13 protein-coding genes and 1 pseudogene are annotated in these 16,949 nt (G+C 35.1%); 11 read left to right on the top strand and 3 right to left on the bottom strand.

Translation table 11 applies throughout. The annotated features are described in order from the left end of the window. From ACYIAL_RS06615 to ACYIAL_RS06605, 3 genes are all read left to right on the top strand, one after another. Window positions 1–446, top strand: a 446-nt coding sequence (locus ACYIAL_RS06615) for an integrase core domain-containing protein (RefSeq protein ID WP_483751271.1), incomplete at its 5' end; no start/stop codon positions are given. A 722-nt stretch (window positions 447–1,168) separates the two neighbouring features. Further along, on the top strand, window positions 1,169–1,684 hold the full coding sequence (locus ACYIAL_RS06610) for a ClbS/DfsB family four-helix bundle protein (protein ID WP_483747902.1): 516 nt from the start codon (window positions 1,169–1,171) through the stop codon (window positions 1,682–1,684). A gap of 32 nt (window positions 1,685–1,716) precedes the next feature. Continuing rightward, the gene (locus ACYIAL_RS06605; protein ID WP_483751270.1) at window positions 1,717–1,950 is read left to right on the top strand and encodes a helix-hairpin-helix domain-containing protein; all 234 of its coding nucleotides are present in this window, start codon (window positions 1,717–1,719) and stop codon (window positions 1,948–1,950) included. A gap of 324 nt (window positions 1,951–2,274) precedes the next feature. On the opposite strand, the gene cas3 is transcribed toward ACYIAL_RS06605, so the two are convergent. Further along, the gene (gene cas3, locus ACYIAL_RS06600) at window positions 2,275–4,980 is read right to left on the bottom strand and encodes a CRISPR-associated helicase Cas3' (RefSeq protein ID WP_483751269.1); all 2,706 of its coding nucleotides are present in this window, start codon (window positions 4,978–4,980) and stop codon (window positions 2,275–2,277) included. 354 nt (window positions 4,981–5,334) lie between these two features. Between cas3 and ACYIAL_RS06595 the strand changes: the two genes are divergently transcribed. The 5 genes and pseudogenes from ACYIAL_RS06595 (at window position 5,335) to ACYIAL_RS06575 (ending at window position 12,077) form a co-directional block, all read left to right on the top strand. Further along, window positions 5,335–7,278 carry an extracellular solute-binding protein gene (locus ACYIAL_RS06595; RefSeq protein WP_483751268.1) on the top strand — a complete coding sequence of 648 codons (1,944 nt, stop codon included), beginning with the start codon at window positions 5,335–5,337 and terminating at the stop codon, window positions 7,276–7,278. A 1-nt stretch (window position 7,279) separates the two neighbouring features. Continuing rightward, the gene (locus tag ACYIAL_RS06590) at window positions 7,280–8,368 is read left to right on the top strand and encodes a microcin C ABC transporter permease YejB (protein ID WP_483751274.1); all 1,089 of its coding nucleotides are present in this window, start codon (window positions 7,280–7,282) and stop codon (window positions 8,366–8,368) included. Continuing rightward, window positions 8,368–9,399, top strand: a complete 1,032-nt coding sequence (locus ACYIAL_RS06585) for an ABC transporter permease (RefSeq protein ID WP_174796712.1) — start codon at window positions 8,368–8,370, stop codon at window positions 9,397–9,399. Before ACYIAL_RS06590 ends, ACYIAL_RS06585 begins: the two co-directional genes overlap by 1 nt. Continuing rightward, a pseudogene (gene yejF, locus ACYIAL_RS06580) lies at window positions 9,396–10,979 on the top strand (microcin C ABC transporter ATP-binding protein YejF); the annotation flags it as partial. The gene ACYIAL_RS06585 and the pseudogene yejF, both read left to right, overlap by 4 nt. 234 nt (window positions 10,980–11,213) lie before the next feature. Continuing rightward, window positions 11,214–12,077, top strand: a complete 864-nt coding sequence (locus ACYIAL_RS06575; RefSeq protein WP_174796710.1) for a hypothetical protein — start codon at window positions 11,214–11,216, stop codon at window positions 12,075–12,077. A gap of 70 nt (window positions 12,078–12,147) precedes the next feature. On the opposite strand, the gene frdD is transcribed toward ACYIAL_RS06575, so the two are convergent. Then, window positions 12,148–12,504 (bottom strand): fumarate reductase subunit FrdD, encoded by a 357-nt coding sequence (frdD, locus tag ACYIAL_RS06570; RefSeq protein WP_483751267.1) that lies wholly within the window; start codon window positions 12,502–12,504, stop codon window positions 12,148–12,150. A gap of 14 nt (window positions 12,505–12,518) precedes the next feature. After that, the gene (locus ACYIAL_RS06565) at window positions 12,519–12,914 is read right to left on the bottom strand and encodes a succinate dehydrogenase/fumarate reductase transmembrane subunit (RefSeq protein WP_483751266.1); all 396 of its coding nucleotides are present in this window, start codon (window positions 12,912–12,914) and stop codon (window positions 12,519–12,521) included. Between the two features lie 802 nt (window positions 12,915–13,716). Here ACYIAL_RS06565 and casA point away from each other — a divergent pair. Genes casA through cas7e form a run of 3 tightly spaced genes read left to right on the top strand, consistent with a single transcriptional unit; the run spans window position 13,717 to window position 16,948 of the window. After that, window positions 13,717–15,234, top strand: coding sequence for a type I-E CRISPR-associated protein Cse1/CasA (casA, locus tag ACYIAL_RS06560; RefSeq protein ID WP_483747895.1), 1,518 nt, complete (start codon window positions 13,717–13,719; stop codon window positions 15,232–15,234). A 26-nt stretch (window positions 15,235–15,260) separates the two neighbouring features. Beyond that, window positions 15,261–15,878, top strand: coding sequence for a type I-E CRISPR-associated protein Cse2/CasB (casB, locus tag ACYIAL_RS06555; RefSeq protein WP_483751265.1), 618 nt, complete (start codon window positions 15,261–15,263; stop codon window positions 15,876–15,878). A gap of 5 nt (window positions 15,879–15,883) precedes the next feature. Further along, a complete protein-coding gene (cas7e, locus tag ACYIAL_RS06550; RefSeq protein WP_483751264.1) occupies window positions 15,884–16,948 on the top strand; it encodes a type I-E CRISPR-associated protein Cas7/Cse4/CasC in 1,065 nt (354 codons plus the stop codon). Window position 16,949: the final 1 nt, after the last annotated feature.

Raw genomic sequence — 16,949 nt, 5'->3', positions numbered from 1 at the left:
GTAGTGGTAATCAACGTCGCTTTAGGACATTCAATGTCATCGATGACTTTAATCGTGAGGCGCTAGGCATTGATATTGCGGTAAGCTTACCGGCAGGGAGAGTTACCCGTTACTTAGATAAACTGGCTGAATATCATGGGTATCCATTAAAAATACGGGTCGATAATGGACCAGAATTTACAGGAAAAACCTTTATAAACTGGGCAAAGTTACATGGTATAAACATTGATTATATCCAGCCCGGTAGTCCTTATCAAAATGGTTATATTGAACGATTTAATCGTACCTATCGTACTGAAGTACTCGATTTATATCTTTTTAACAACTTAGCACAAGCAAGGAGAATAACCGAAGAATGGTTAACGATTTATAATACTGAAAGACCGCATGAGGCGTTAAATAACATGACACCGATTGAGTATAAAACACTAAAACAAGCAGCATGATTTTCTACGTGAGTTGTGTACTAGGTTTGGGGTATTTACAAAATCATTAAGTGTTCACCGATCAAACCCTTTTAGAATCAGGCTTCAAGCAAGTAGTGAACACCGTGAACACTTTTTTATAAAATTTTATTTTTATGGGGGGGAGGTATAAAAAATCTAAAACATAATTAACGGATACCGCTCACCTAGATAAATTTTAACACCGTCAAAATTCTAAAACCAATTTTTTTAACCTTTCAATTTAGCAAGATTAAAATACCTAATATTGAGGGGCACTTTTTGTTTTAGGTATACGATTCGATTTTTAAAAGTTAATCTTTCAGTATTTTCAGTGTGTTTATCTGTATGATTTTGTTTCCCTTGGCGTAACATTCTTTTAAACCCTACAAAGTACACCAAACCCAGTAATAACAAGCCTTAAAGTCTATTTTATTGCCCATTAAGTATCAGTAAGGTACATTTATAACCATAATTTTTTAGTTATATGGTAGTTATGGATAGTATAATCAATCAAGTAATGTCCCTTTAATTTGTATTCAACTATTAAAAAATAGTTGTCTCAAAAAATAGAACAGAAAGCCAAGATAAAACATCTAAAATAACCACTTAAAAGCTTTAATAAAATCATGATGTTTGTTTGCTTTTTTTGAGGCTTAGTTTACAGTATCTTTGTTATTTTTTGATAAAGGATAATACGTTAATAAAATTAAGAAGGAGGTAAAATGGCTTATGCAAATAAACAGCAGTTATTAGATGAAATAAACAAGACAGCTAAGTTATTTATTGATGAGTTTATAGTTTTATCTGAATCACAAAAAGACTCTTTGGTAGAGGGCGTTGATCGTACTCCTGCACAAATGATTGCTTATCAACTCGGTTGGCTTAATTTGGTGAAATCTTGGGATGATGATGAGCTTGCTGGTCAAACACCTGAATTACCGGCCTCTGGATACAAATGGAATCAATTGGGTAATTTGTATCAGCAATTTTATAAAACATATCAATACCTCTCATTACAGGCATTAATTCAAGCATTTAATCAGCAAATCACTATTTGGAATGATTGGATTCAATCTTTGAATGAAGACACTTTATTTATAAAAGATAGCCGTAATTGGACTAAACCTTATCCTGAATCTTGGACTGTTGCTCGATTTATCCATATTAATTCTGTGGCGCCTTTTAAATCGTTTAGAGCAAAAATCAGAAAGTGGAAAAAACTAAATGCATCAGTTTAAAATTATATTCAATAAAATGTAAGGAGAATAATATGGCCTTTTCAGAAATAGAACGACAGCAGTTGATGGAGCTTAAATTCGTGGGTGCCAAAATTATTGAAAGACTTGAAGAGATGAGCTTTGATTCTTTCGATAAATTGCGTAATGTTAGTTTAGATGAAATCCTTAATAAAGGTGCGTTATTAACAGGTTCAACTTGTTGGAAAAACAGTCATCAAGCAAAAACGGCAATAAGTAATATTTTGAGTTTAGTTAACAATACTTAATATTCCTTGTATAGGCGGTAAGTGCATCCAACTTTCTTTTCAATTGAATAATGATAATCAATTTTTTTGTTTCTTATCTATTTTTAAGATATTTATACTGAAACGTATAGTTACCTGAAACTTTTTTACAAAAATTAATTATCTTTAGTGTTCAAGGAACAGCGACATTTCGACGGAAATACCGTTTTCTAACTCAGTTTATTCCCACACATATAGGGAGCTGACTAATTATCGCTAATGGTTATATAATTAAAATAAAAAAGTAAAATTCCACCAAATTTTTAGTTTGATTTTTAATCATATTATTAGTAAATATATACGTAATTAACTTGCATAAAATCCTATCTCTTTTGAGTAAAAAGTTGAGTCTTTACCTTGTTCAATTAAGATAATAATGGCTTGAGGTCTATGTATTTGCAGTCTAATCTTTTCTAAGCTTTGTTGATCAAGTTGTGGGATAGCCTTTTTTATTTTTTCCCATTTTGAAATGCTTAGCGGAACACGACTTTGCTCCCACGCATATTCACTATTGGTGCAATAAGGTATTATTTTATCTTCTAGCTTATAAGCTAAATACAGATCGACGTTATCTTCTGATAGTCGGGTAGATAGTTCGACACTCTTTTCCCATCCGTTGCAAGAGATTCGATTATACCCATCATTAAGCTTTAATAAACTTTGATTTGCGATCGAAGCTTGGCCAAGTGATTTTCCTTGTGCAGAATAAAAGGCTTCTTGTAATCCTGTTGGTGGTTCAATGTCTTGTGCATAAACTGACTCAATTAACAATCGGGCATCTTCAGGCATTTTGATAACGCGTTGAGTCAGTAATATTTTTTGGGTAAACCATAAATAAGCATGGTTAGGGTAGACATAACTGGTATTGCGAAAGGTTGGATTATCAAGCCAATCTTTTTGGGGATCGTCCTGCCAATGTGGCGCAAGTACAGTTAAAATGGGTTGTCCACGATCATCATAAGGCTGAGTTTTTTCATCAAAAGGTTTAACATTACCTTGTTGATCTCGTACATGGCGTCTTAAACGGCCGGCACGTTGTATCAATAAATCAATTGGGGCAATATCACTAATCATCTCGTCAAAATCAAGATCTAACGATTGTTCAATAACTTGAGTTGCAATAATCACCTTTGCGTGGCGAGTATTACGGTTAGATGTTTTACCTGCCCATTTTAGTGTTTTTTGTTCAATTTCAAGGCGATCACAAAAAGCAAAACGACTATGAAAAAGTAATATATTATTGCTATCTATCTCTAACTTTAATTGCAATTGTTGATACAAACTAATTGCATCGTCAATACTGTTTTTGATCCAGCAGATAATTTTACCTTGTGCTATCGTGTGGCGGATTTTGTTTATACCTGCATCAATATCATCTATCCATTCAATGTTTACTTGACGTTTGACTTCATCCCGAGTATCTATTGCTTGTTCTATTAAACCATTATGATTTAGTTGTGTTATGAGAGGGAAAGGTAAGTTATGGTTTAAAAGTAGATTTCGAGGGTGATTTGTTAAGCCTGTATAAAATGCATTGAGTAACTTTTCACGTAAAAAATAGGGTAAGGTAGCGGTAAGAATAATGGCACTACCACCTTGTAAGGCGTGATAATGCAATAACGATTCTAATAATTTAACCATGTAACTATCATAAGCATGAACTTCATCTAATATGAGTAACTTATGCCTTAGACCTAATAATCGTAATGATTGATGTTTAAATGGCATAACCGCCATTAATGCTTGATCCAAGGTCCCGACACCAACTTCAGCTAATAATGCTTTTTTTCGAGTATCAACAAACCATTCCTGACACTCTGCGCTAATGGTCTGTTCACCTTTAGGATATAGTTGTTCGCTGTTATCCTCGCTGCTGATAATTGATTGATTAAAATGAGGGTTCATATAGCTAGTACCATGCGCTAATACTAGCGAAGGGCGACTATCGTCTTGATATAACTGACCATAAATTCCCGTTGTACGCTGATAAATGGCATTTGCGGTTGCTTGGGTTGGTAAGCCAATATAAATACCTTGAGCTTTTTTAGCTGTCATTAGTCTATGTGCTAAAACCATTGATGCTTCGGTTTTCCCTGCTCCTGTAACATCTTCCATAATAAATAATTCCGGACCAGAATCAGACAATTGGCATGATAATGCTTGCTGTTGCAGTGGTGTGGGCTTTTCAATAAATGGAAATAGATTGTTGATATCAATAAAAGGGGCGATGGGCGATATTTTGGGTAAAGTGGATATCGCTTTTTCTGCTTGAATAATAGCATGCTTATGCCAATATTCAGCAAGCGGTATTACTTGGGAACAAAAGGGAAAAAATGATTCGTTAGATCCTAACCAATCACTAATAACGGTTAAACCAGCAATTAACCAACTTATTTGATTAAGTTTTTTTTGCAATTCTTTATCAAAAAAGAAAGAGCAATAGTCTGCTAATTTATGTTCGCTAATAAAAAACTCATTAATTGCTTTTATATAATCTAATGCTGCTTGTTTATCTTGTTGATTAAATGACAAATTTCCATTTACTCCCAATTCTGGTGGCTTGCCATGATGCCCTGTCATGATGAGTAACCATATATCCAAAAAACGGTTTATCTTCCTATTATAGTTAGATAACTGAATTTCGGTTTTATCCATAAGAAAAGTATCCCATAACCAAAATCCAAGAGAATCATGTCTGGACATATATCTTTTTGCGGGATCAGCAGCAACGAGTTGAGGATTGTTGTGCTTAAACAACTGTTGGAACCCATTGGCGAATTTTCCTATATCATGCCAAGTCAAAAAATAGGCAAACCAGAGGGCTGCCTTTTCATTGTCTTGTGGAGTAAAGCCGATTTGCATAAATAGTTCAGCTGAATTGAAATAGTTGTGTTTAACTATTTGGTATCCACAAGCGGCTACGTCTAAATTATGATATGGGAGTAAATGGTAGTTATTATTATCAGAGCCTTGACGACATTTTCCCCAGTATTGATAGAACGATTCGATCATTAAATTTTATCCTTTTATGACTTTTGGGAAAATATGCTTTATACAACGCATATTTATTTAAAAGAATATGAATTATTTATATTGAAAAACGTAAAGAGACCTATTGTTTACAATTAATTTAATATAGGCATTTCTAATGTAAAAATAAAGGTATGTTTTTAGCTAATATTATCATTTTATATAAACTTTATTAATTAGGTTTTGCTCATTTAGTTGAAGTTTGGCAAAATAGACGCCCTGACAGGGCGATTATGATTGTCTTAAATGATTTGGATTTGTTAATAATAAATAAAAAGAAATATAAACATGCTATTGTTAAATAAAAGCAGGAACGGAATTAGGATGATTAGTCGAATGAAACAACCCATAAAAACATTATTCATCTTGAGTTGCCTAAGTGGCATAGTCATTTGTTGTGCACCTGCTTTTGCCGATGAAGAACAACAAATTTTACCTCAAAGTGAGATTGAAGCTGATACCAATATTCCAGCTCAATTGACTGATGATAAACAAATTGATATCGTTACTCCTAGTGAAAAACGTGAGAAAATTTATCACAAAACTATCTTTTCACTTTCAGGTCAACCCAAGTATCCGGATCATTTTCAGCATCTTGATTACGCTAATCCCAATGCTCCGAAAGGTGGCATAATCAAACTGGCTGAAGTTGGTTCTTTTGATAATTTGAATCGTTTTGCTAGCCGTGGCGCTCCTGAGCGAAACTCGGCATCGCTATATGACACCCTTTTTACTAATACTGCTGATGATATTACCAGTTTTTACCCACTTATAGCGACATCAATAACTTATTCTGATAGTTACCGCTGGGCAGAAGTTTCAATTAACCCTAATGCGCGTTTTCAAGATGATAAGCCAATTACAGCTAAAGATGTTGAGTTTACCTTTGATAAATTTATGACCGAAGGGGTGCCTCAATATCGTGTTTATAATAAAGGGATTACGGTTAAGGCAATAGATGATTACCGTGTGCGTGTTGATATACCTGATTCTGATCGTGAAAAACTCCTTTCATTTGTTGGTAGTATGCGGGTTATTCCTAAACATTTTTGGCAAAATCATGATCTTTCTGAACCATTAAGCTCGCCACCGGTTGGTAGTGGTCCTTACTATATTAGTGAATATAAATTAGGACAATATGTAGTTTATCGACGTAATGCGAATTATTGGGCGCGCGATTTGCCTATAAATAAAGGTTTAGATAATTTTGACGAAAAACGTATTGATTACTATATGGATGATAACGTATCGCTAGAAGCCTTTAAAGCAGGTGAATATGATCTGCGCGCAGAAGATCAACCTAAAAACTGGTTTACTCAATATCAAGGCAAATATTTTGATTCTAACCATATTATTAAACAAGAAAGACCTGTTCAAACGGCAACTGATACTAAGTGGTTAGCCTTTAATTTACAAAACGATCTGTTTAAAGATGTCAAAGTGCGTGAAGCCATTACCTTGGCATTTGATTTTGAATGGTTAAATCATGCCTTTTATTATGACAGTTACAAAAGACCTTATAGCTTTTTTGAAAATACGATATATGCAGCAACAGGTATGCCTAGTGAGCAAGAGCTAAAGTGGCTTAATGCTTACAAAGAGATTATTCCTGAGCGTGCTTTTGGCAATGCCTATTATGTACCAAAAAGTGATGGTCAGGGTTTTAATCGTGATAATTTATTAAAGGCGACAGAATTATTAAAACAAGCCGGATGGGCGCTCAAAGACGGCAAACTCATTAACACTAAAACACAGCAACCATTTGAATTTGAACTAATCAGTTATCTTGGTAGTGATATTAAATATGCCATTCCCTTTCAACAAAATTTGGCACGTTTGGGGATCACCATGAAAATTACCTTGCTAGATTCGGCACAACAATTACGCCGCGTTCGTGAACGTGATTATGATATGGTGGCACGTGATTATTATGCCGTAAATTACCCAAGTTCAAATTTGCTGGTACTGTGGGGAAGTGAGTATCTTAACTCATCATGGAATGCTTCAGGATTACATAACAAGGCTATTGATGGCATAATTGCTGAAATTACCAAGAATGTGGATAATCAAGAAGAGCTAGTGCCACTTGGGCGAGCACTTGATCGTATTTTAACGCAAGAATATCCAATGATTCCAATGTGGTATAACAGTAAAACGTATTATGCATACTGGAACAAATTTGGGCAACCAGCTATACAACCGACTTACGCAATCGGGGTTGATAGCTGGTGGTATGATGCAGACAAAGCAGCTAGCCTGCCTAAAAATCGGGAACATTAATATGCTAAATTACTTTATTCGTCGATTGTTACTGATTATTCCAACATTATTTGTAATTTTAACAATCAACTTTTTTATTGTGCAAGTTGCACCAGGTGGACCGGTCGATCAGGCGCTTGCTATGATTGAAAATGGACCGCAAGCAGGGCAAGAGTTATTGCCGGGAAGCAGTGGTTCATCTACATCAGTACAGCAGTATAAAAATGAGTCAAACTATCGTGGAGCGCGAGGGCTTGATCCACAAGTTATTGCGATGATTGAAAAACAATACGGTTTTGATAAACCAATATTTGAACGTTATATCGAAACGCTAAACAAATACATATTATTTGATTTTGGTAACAGTTTTTTTAAAAGTGAATCGGTATTAGGCTTGATTGCCAAAAGTTTACCTGTTTCAATTTCATTGGGATTATGGAGTACGTTAATTGTTTATCTGATTTCAATCCCATTAGGTATTCGCAAAGCAGTAAAAGATGGTTCGGCATTTGATTTTTGGTCAAGTACCCTAATTATTATTGGTTATGCCATACCGCCTTTTTTATTAGCGGTGTTGTTAATTGTATTGTTTGCCGGTGGTAGTTATTGGGATATTTTTCCACTCCGTGGACTTATTTCGAATCATTTTGAACAACTCGATTTTTGGGGAAAAGTGAAAGACTATGCATGGCACATCTGTTTGCCTACTATTGCAATGGTTATTGGTGGTTTTGCTTCACTTACTATGTTGACCAAGAACTCATTTTTAGATGAAATTCGCAAACAGTATGTCATAACCGCACGAGCAAAAGGATTAAGTGAAAGAAAGATCGTGTATAAACACGTTTTTCGTAATGCCACGTTACTGATTGTATCGGGTTTTCCCGCTGCTTTTGTCGGTATTTTATTTACCGGTTCGTTACTAATTGAAATCATCTTTTCGCTTAATGGGCTTGGTTTATTAGGCTATGAAGCAATTATTCAACGTGATTACCCTGTAATTTTTGGGTCGCTTTATATTTTTACGTTAGTTGGACTCATCACAAAACTACTGTCTGATTTATCTTACATGATGATAGACCCACGCATTGACTTTGAGGCTCGAAACTGATGACCACTCATTATTCTTTTAATCAACAACGCTGGCAACGATTTAAACATAATCGCCGTGGCTATTATTCACTTTGGTTATTTTCGATCTTTTTTGTGATGAGTCTATTTGCTGATTTTATTGTTAACGATAGACCCATTTTTATTAAATATCAGGATAATTACTATTCACCAATTTTTCATTTTTATCCAGAAACGGAGTTTGGTGGGCAATTAGAAACACAAACTAATTATCTTGATCCTGCTGTGCAAAATCAAATAGAAGCGAATGGCTGGATTTTATGGCCACCGTTTCGCTATAGTTATAGTACATTAATCTATGATACGCAAAATACTTTCCCAACGCCTCCTTCAGCATCGCATTGGTTAGGTACAACTGATGCGGGTTTTGATGTACTGGCCAATATCTTATATGGTTTTCGTATTTCAATGTTTTTTGCTATTTTTTTGACATTGTTTACTTCTTTTATTGGTATCATCATCGGGGCAATCCAAGGTTATTATGGCGGAACAGTAGACCTGTTAGGACAGCGATTTATTGAAATCTGGTGTGGTTTGCCGGGTTTATTTGTAATTATTTTATTAGCCAGCATTTTACCACTTGATTTTTGGTGGTTGCTGGGCATTACTGTTTTATTTGGTTGGATGGGGTTAGCTGGAATTGTACGTACCGAATTTTTGCGTACTCGCAATTTTGATTATATCCGTGCGGCTAGAGCAATGGGGGTGAGCGACAGTAAAATTATGTTTCGCCACATCTTACCTAATGCAATGGTGGCAACATTAACCTTTTTACCTTTTATTCTATGTGGATCAATTACCACCTTAACGTCGCTAGATTTTTTAGGCTTTGGTTTGCCGATTGATTCACCATCTTTAGGGCGCCTGTTGCTACAAGGTAAAAACAATTTGCAAGCCCCTTGGCTTGGTCTTAGTTCGTTTTTAATTATTGCAACTTTGCTTTCATTACTTATTTTTATTGGTGAGGCAGTAAGGGATGCATTCGATCCAAACAAAGGAGCGTATCGATGAGTTCTCCTTTATTATCCGTTCAGGATTTAAGTATCGCTTTTAAATGTGGTACACAAACGATATCACAAGTCGTGAGTAATATCAGCTTTGATATTGATGAGCAAGAAACATTGGCACTCGTTGGTGAGTCAGGTTCAGGTAAAAGTGTTACCGCTTTGTCTATCCTGCGTTTGCTACATAAAGAGCAAGTAGTTTATCCAACTGGCGATATTTTATTTGAAGAAAACTCTTTATTATCAGCACCAAATAAAGAACTTCGTCAGGTACGTGGCAATCAAATTAGTATGATTTTCCAAGAACCAATGGTGTCATTGAACCCTCTACATACGGTTGAAAAACAGCTTTATGAAGTACTAGCATTACATCGAGGCATGCATCGACACGATGCGCGTTGCGAGATTTTGCAATATCTTGATCGTGTGGGGATTAAAGATTCAAAAAGTAAATTATCGGCTTATCCTCATCAGTTATCAGGCGGAGAAAGGCAGCGAGTTATGATTGCTATGGCAATTTTAACCCATCCCAAATTATTGATAGCAGACGAACCCACCACTGCTTTAGATGTGTCAGTACAGGCACAAATTATTCAGTTATTAAAAGAGTTAAAAAAAGAACTGAATATGAGTATGCTATTTATTTCGCATAATCTTAACATTGTTAAAAAAATCGCTGATAAAGTAGCGGTGATGCAACAAGGCAAAATTGTTGAATACAATAATAAGCAGCGTATCTTTTTACGTCCAGAACATGAATATACGCAAACACTATTAAATTCTCAGCCAAATGGTGAGCCGGTGGCATTACCTGATACACCAGGAATCCTGCTTAATGTTAACCACCTTAATGTTGAAGTTATTGCTAAAAAACGTTTATTTTGCAGTCAAAAGAAAAAGATCGTCAACAATACTGGCTTTGCCGTGCATCAAGGCGAAACAGTTGGGATTGTTGGTGAGTCAGGGTCGGGCAAAAGCACTACTGCTTTAGCTATTTTACGGTTGATAAAATCGCAAGGTAACATTGTATTTGACAGCCATCCGATACAAAATCTAACCAGCAAAAAGCTGTTACCATTTCGAAGCCGTATCCAAGTGGTGTTTCAAGATCCATTTTCATCTCTTAATCCGCGTTTTAATGTTGAACAGATTATTAGTGAAGGCTTAATCACTCACAAAAAACTGAGCCAATTAGAGCGTGAGCAAGCGGTAGTTGACATTATGCAAGAAGTTGGTCTTGATCCTGATATGCGTTATCGCTATCCAACCGAGTTTTCAGGGGGGCAACGTCAGCGAATAGCCATTGCCCGTGCCTTAATTTTGAAGCCAGAATTATTGATTTTAGATGAACCAACTTCGTCATTAGATCATACTATTCAAAAACAAATTATTGATTTACTTAAGTCATTACAAGAAAAGTATCAGCTTAGTTATTTGTTTATTAGCCATGATTTAGCTTTGGTTTATTCTCTGTGTCATCAAGTGGTTGTTATGAAAGAGGGGAACATTATTGAGCAAGGCTCACGGGAAAAGATCTTTTATTCCCCCGAAACTGAGTATACCAAAACATTACTCTCATTTTTAGATAAACCACCTCGTAAAATAAATAAAACATTGATACACGCAGATAAAGTTGAAAAAACAGAAAAATTTGCTCATAAAGATGATACTCAGCAAGTGCAACAGCAAGACAAAAAGGTCAATTGGGAAGAAGCACTGTTAATGCGCAAAAAATAAATGTATAAAGCAATAGATAACAATGGTCTATACTATAGACCATTGTTAATAAATCATATATCAATCTAGTTAACAGGTTTCATTATGCAAAAACGAATACTTCCTTTTTTATTAACACCCTGTTTATCCCTCATTTCAATAAATGCGATGGCGATAACCTGTAGTGATAATCCAAACCAAAATATCGTTGAGGCAAATAACTATATTTTTCAAATCCTCGATTATATTGATTCACCTGTAAAAGGTATAAAGCAAGAGATTCGGACTTCAACCACCAAATTGGGTACTGATGCGAATAGTTCGCTAGCTAAGCACACGCTAGAATATGATCCCAATGGGCTTATCACACAAAGCCATTATGATCTTTATTCAGATAAAAATTTTCGAATTTATTCCGAACACTTACAAAAAAATAAATCTGGTTGGGAAAATATTATTGAGGATGTAGAAGATAAAACCAATAGCATCATCCAATTTAATACTGATGAACAAGGTAAAATTGTCGTATCACAGCAGACTAAAAAAGCTATCGATTTTGTTTTTTTCGAAACCGATAATTACGTATACGATAGTAATCACTGTCTTATCAATAAAAATGTACAATGGCAGCTTAAAGAAATTGATGAAAATGGTAAATATACCGGAGCAGAGCAAAAAGGGGCTTCAGTCTATACGTTTGGATATCAAGAGCAACAGCTTGCTAAAGTGTCGTACCAATTTAGCAACAATATGACAAACGAAAGTGATTTTTCGTATCAATATGATAACGATCATCATCGATTAACTACCATTGAATCTTCTTACTTATCATCAGGAAAAGAAGTTTCACATTATTTAACTAAATTTTTAACGTTTAATGAAAAAAATGATTGGCTTACGGCAAGTAAAGTTAAAAATAATCAAGAGAATAAACAAACGAATACTATCCGCGAACTCACATATTATTAGTTTTTGAAAATATAAAAAGCGTTATTTTGTTTTATGACGCTTTTTATATTCCTATAACCAAAAATGCCAGCTATACCCGAATAAACAATATATAAATAGCATGTATTGTCCATGCTAACGCTAAGCCAAAAGTCAGTAATTTTTCGCGTTTTGGATAGATTTTACGCTCGTGCAAAAGCGTTAAAATTTGTTGTAATCCACACCAGATAGGTAATGAAATGATCAAAAATAAAAACAATTTACCCATTTCAGTATTGGCTATTTTTAGAATATGAGAACGTGTTGCTGCGTCACCAAAAGGAATGATAAATGTGATAATCGCCAGTACAATGGGTGAAAAAACAGCCGCCCATGTGCCACCTAAAGCAAATAACCCCTTTGCGATTTTTCCATGAGACCTTTTAGCTTGCATTTGTTGGTTTTTCATTGATTAAAGACCACTTATTTTAATATAAATAATAATAAACATGCCGAAACAAAAACTGTTACCAGCCATAACCCTACAATGAATAAATAAAATTTTGTTTTTTTATCAGTATGGTATGAAAATATCGTTTTAGGCACTGAGTTGAACCAACTTATTGAATGGAAAACGCTAACCAATAACGCAATACAATTAAGCACCACAACAAAAGGACTACGCAAAAAGAAGATAAAACGGTAAAACTCATCTTGCCCAACGGCATTTGTGTACATACAAACGACACCATACATTAACACTAAGCTTATCCAAATCATTGAAAAAGGGACTAATTTACGCATTATAGCAATTATAAAAGGGGGCTTTACATCAGTTTGAACTGCATCAAGGTAATTATTGTTATTTTGTTGATTCATAAATCTCTCTAGGTTGCATTATATTGGTAATGATTTGTTAGGGTTAATATTTATTTCGTTATTATAATGGCTAACCAGTACTATGTCGCCCATTTATGGCTGGTTATGATATAGGCTTTTGTTAATATGATGCTTCGCATAATGTGCCTCGAAGAGCTTTAACTATCAAGTTTTAAATACAGTCTATTTAGCGAAATTATTTTTATATCTTGAAAAAGAGTAAATGCAGATCTCATTTTTGACAATAAATAGTAGTCAAAAATAAAAATTTTTGTTTAAGTAGTATACTTAGAAGAAAAACCCCACTAGATGTGGGGAACTACACTACATTTTGTCGACAGACGGTCTAACCCTATAAAATAAGGAACGATCATATTAAACAATACCAGTTTAACATATCGCTAAATTTTTATATTGTCTACAGACTTTTTTATTGATGCTGATTTTTTTTTATGCTAATTTAAAGATGGTTAAAATTAGTAATTCTTGATATACACATATATTGTTTATATTTTTAATGGCTAATTTAAATTAGTATTTATAATAATTAACTTTGGATTTTATAAAATATTTTATTCATTTACAAATACAAAGAGCAATGCAAAAAAGTAGCCAATTTTTGTAAAAAAGTTTGGGCTGTTGAAATCAAACAGAAAATAGATGATCAAGAAACGCGATCTTATTGTTTAAGTATTGAGATCAATAAACAAGCCCCCAGAACACTTAAATAATTTAAGTTAATGCCGATAAGCGGAACAACTAACTTTCCGCTTACATTAAAATTCTAAATAAGGAGTATAGTTTGTCTTCTTTCTCGCTGTTAGATGAAAAATGGATTCCGGTTATCCATTTTGATGGTCATGTTAGTAAGATTAAACCTAGTCAAATCGCTGATGAAACTATTTCTGATTTAGCCTATTTTAGAGCTGATTTTCAAGGTGCTGCCTATCAGTTTCTTATCGGTTTGTTGCAAACCACCTTTTCTCCAGAAGATAATGAGGAGTGGTTTGACTACTGGGATGATGGTATTTCGCAATCTGATTTAGATAAAGCATTTGATCAAGTTAAATCGGCTATGCAATTTGGTGCAAATAAACCCGCCTTTATGCAAGATTTCACGAAATTAGACGGCAATGCTTTACCAATATCAGGTTTATTAGTTGAAGCACCGGGTGAAAACGCATTAAAGAAGAACACCGACCACTTTATCAAACGTGATTTTGTCAAGGAAATTTGCCCACACTGTGCAGCAATAGCACTATTTACTTTACAAACTAATGCACCATCTGGTGGACAAGGACATCGAGTTAGTTTGCGTGGTGGTGGGCCGATAACGACGTTGATTATGCCAGAACTAAATAAACCAACACCATTATGGAAGAAATTATGGTTAAACGTAATACCATTAGATGATGATAAACCACGCCAATTTGATGAATCTGTCTTTCCATGGCTCAATACGACTAAAACCAGTGAACCACCAAAGAATTTGAGTCTATTTCCTGAACAAGCCAGTTATTGCCAAGCTTTTTGGGGAATGCCACGACGAATAGAACTTGATTTTGAACAGACTAAGCAAGGGAAATGTGATCTGTGTGGTGCAACTTCGTCACAATTAATTACGCAATATCACACTAAAAATTATGGTGTTCAATATCAACATTGGCGACATCCTTTAACGCCATATCGAATTGATAGTAAATCAGGCGCACCATTAGCGATTAAAGGTCAACCCGGTGGTTTAATTTATCGCGATTGGCTAGGTATGCTAACAAAACATGATAATGTTGAAGCGGCAAAAGTGGTCTTTATCCATGAAGCGCGTAGGCTAAAAGATAACGAACACTATCGCTTATGGTGCTTTGGTTATGATTTTGACAATATGAAAGCACGTTGCTGGTATGAACACACTTTTCCTGTATATCCCGCTTTAGCTGATCCTGACAGCGACCTAGAAGAGCTTATTGCACTGGCATTAGAATTAAGTAAAGAGACCTTGCCAATACTGCGTAAAGCTATGACAGCGATAAATAAACAATCTAGTTTGTTAGACATCGCTTATTGGAAAGAGACCGAACCAGCATTTTACCAATTTGTAAAACAACTAATAGACCAAAAAGATAATCCCGAAGGTCGATTCCATTTGTTAGCAAATTGGGCAAATACTTTACTACATTATATTACTCAAACCTATGATAAAGCGGCGTTTGCTAATCCTGATGAACAGTTGGTTACATCCCAAAAAATCAGTGCTAGAGAAAAGTTACTCATTGATTTTAATAAACTAAAGCATATAAAAAAGATAAAAAACACCAAATAGCCTTGTTTTTGGATAGGGAGAACAGTATGTCAAACAATCTTATTAAAAAGACAATTATATTAAATGAAAGCCACAAAAAATGTATTAATGAATGGTTTTCAATGCTGCAACAAAGATCATATCCTTTTTATGGCGGTACTTATAATGGGCGAAAATTACGAGCTGAACTACGTCGAGCGACATTACCTTTTGGGGTTATGTTACATGAAGGGTATTTTTGTTTAGCCAACGTACTATTTAACGATACTCACAGATTAACACCAACCCCTGTTCATCAGCAGGCATTAGCAATATTTGTTGCGGTTGCTGCTTTTGTGAGCGCTAATAATGAGAAAGCCCCTTTTGCTGCACAATTAAGCGAAAAGGCAAAAGGCGGACAGCGTAATATTATGTCTCCTTTACGTTTTGAGCAATTACAAACCAGTGAAACACCTGAAGAGTTTTGTCGACGATTAATTCGTGCTATCAAATTACGTGGTGAACAGGGGGTAAATCTTTTTTCACTTGCTGATGGCATTTTTTTGTGGGTGCGAGAGTGGCATAATCGACTACAAAATTTATCTCCAACTATCAATCCGTTTGAACGCCTTTCTGTTCGTTGGGCGATGGATTACTACTCGACTAATAAATTACCTAAGGAATAACGACAATGACAACATTTATTCAATTACACTTATTGACTGCTTATGCGCCATCTAATTTAAACCGTGATGAACTTGGTCGACCAAAAACTGCAAAAATGGGCAACAGTGACCGATTACGTATCTCATCGCAAAGTTTAAAAAGAGCATGGCGAACTTCGGATTACTTTTATCAATCATTAAGTGACAATCTAGGCGTGCGTTCGCGTCGATTTGCGCGAGATTGGGTTTATAAAAATATGCTTGATCAAGGCATTTCGGAAAAAATTGCGAAAGCGAGCGCCATTAAAATTGCTGCACAATTTGGCAAAGTAAAAAATGAAAAATCACCGAAAGATCCTTTGGCTAATTTAGATATTGAACAATTGGTGCATATTAGTAGCAATGAAAAACAAGCCATTGATCAATTAGTAGAAGTGTTAATTAATGAAAATCGTGAGCCGACTGATACCGAGGTTAAATTACTCCGTAAAGAAAATAGCTGCATTGATATTGCTTTGTTTGGGCGAATGTTAGCTGATAGTCCTGCATTTAATGTTGAAGCTGCTTGCCAAGTATCTCATGCTTTAGGAGTTAGTACTGTCACCATTGAAGATGACTTTTTTACCGCAGTGGATGATTTAAATAATAATGAGGAAGATGCCGGCTCAGCACATTTAGGTGAACGTGGTTTTGCTTCAGCTCTTTTTTATACTTACATCTGTATTAGTCGTGAGTTATTGTTAGAAAACCTAAATGGCGATGAGGCATTGGTTGAAAAAACATTAAAAGCCTTAACCGAAGCTGCGGCTAAAGTAGCACCAACCGGTATGCAAAATAGTTTTGCATCACGGGCTTATACCTCTTACTTATTGATTGAAAAAGGGGTTCAACAACCACGCTCGTTAGCTGTTGCTTATTTTAATCCAATTCGTAGCGAAGATATGGTTAATGATGCGATTGCGCGTTTAGAACAACAGCTTGATAAATTTGATAAGGTATATGGTCAATGTGCCGATAGTCGCTACGTACTCAATACTGAAACAGGAAAAGGAACCTTAACCGCTGCATTAGATTTTGTTGCCCAAAAATAAG

The organism is Gilliamella sp. X-57, from assembly GCF_057063565.1.
Note: the sequence above shows the minus strand (reverse complement) of the source record. Positions and strands in the feature narration are given on the sequence as shown.

Coding starts and splice junctions, on each gene's coding strand:
- ACYIAL_RS06585 (WP_174796712.1), top strand. CDS start 8,368: ATGACCACTCATTATTCTTTTAATCAACAACGCTGGCAACGATTTAAA.
- frdD (WP_483751267.1), bottom strand. CDS start 12,504: ATGAAAAACCAACAAATGCAAGCTAAAAGGTCTCATGGAAAAATCGCA.
- casB (WP_483751265.1), top strand. CDS start 15,261: ATGTCAAACAATCTTATTAAAAAGACAATTATATTAAATGAAAGCCAC.
- ACYIAL_RS06605 (WP_483751270.1), top strand. CDS start 1,717: ATGGCCTTTTCAGAAATAGAACGACAGCAGTTGATGGAGCTTAAATTC.
- ACYIAL_RS06590 (WP_483751274.1), top strand. CDS start 7,280: ATGCTAAATTACTTTATTCGTCGATTGTTACTGATTATTCCAACATTA.
- cas7e (WP_483751264.1), top strand. CDS start 15,884: ATGACAACATTTATTCAATTACACTTATTGACTGCTTATGCGCCATCT.
- ACYIAL_RS06575 (WP_174796710.1), top strand. CDS start 11,214: ATGCAAAAACGAATACTTCCTTTTTTATTAACACCCTGTTTATCCCTC.
- ACYIAL_RS06595 (WP_483751268.1), top strand. CDS start 5,335: ATGAAACAACCCATAAAAACATTATTCATCTTGAGTTGCCTAAGTGGC.
- cas3 (WP_483751269.1), bottom strand. CDS start 4,980: ATGATCGAATCGTTCTATCAATACTGGGGAAAATGTCGTCAAGGCTCT.
- ACYIAL_RS06565 (WP_483751266.1), bottom strand. CDS start 12,914: ATGAATCAACAAAATAACAATAATTACCTTGATGCAGTTCAAACTGAT.
- ACYIAL_RS06610 (WP_483747902.1), top strand. CDS start 1,169: ATGGCTTATGCAAATAAACAGCAGTTATTAGATGAAATAAACAAGACA.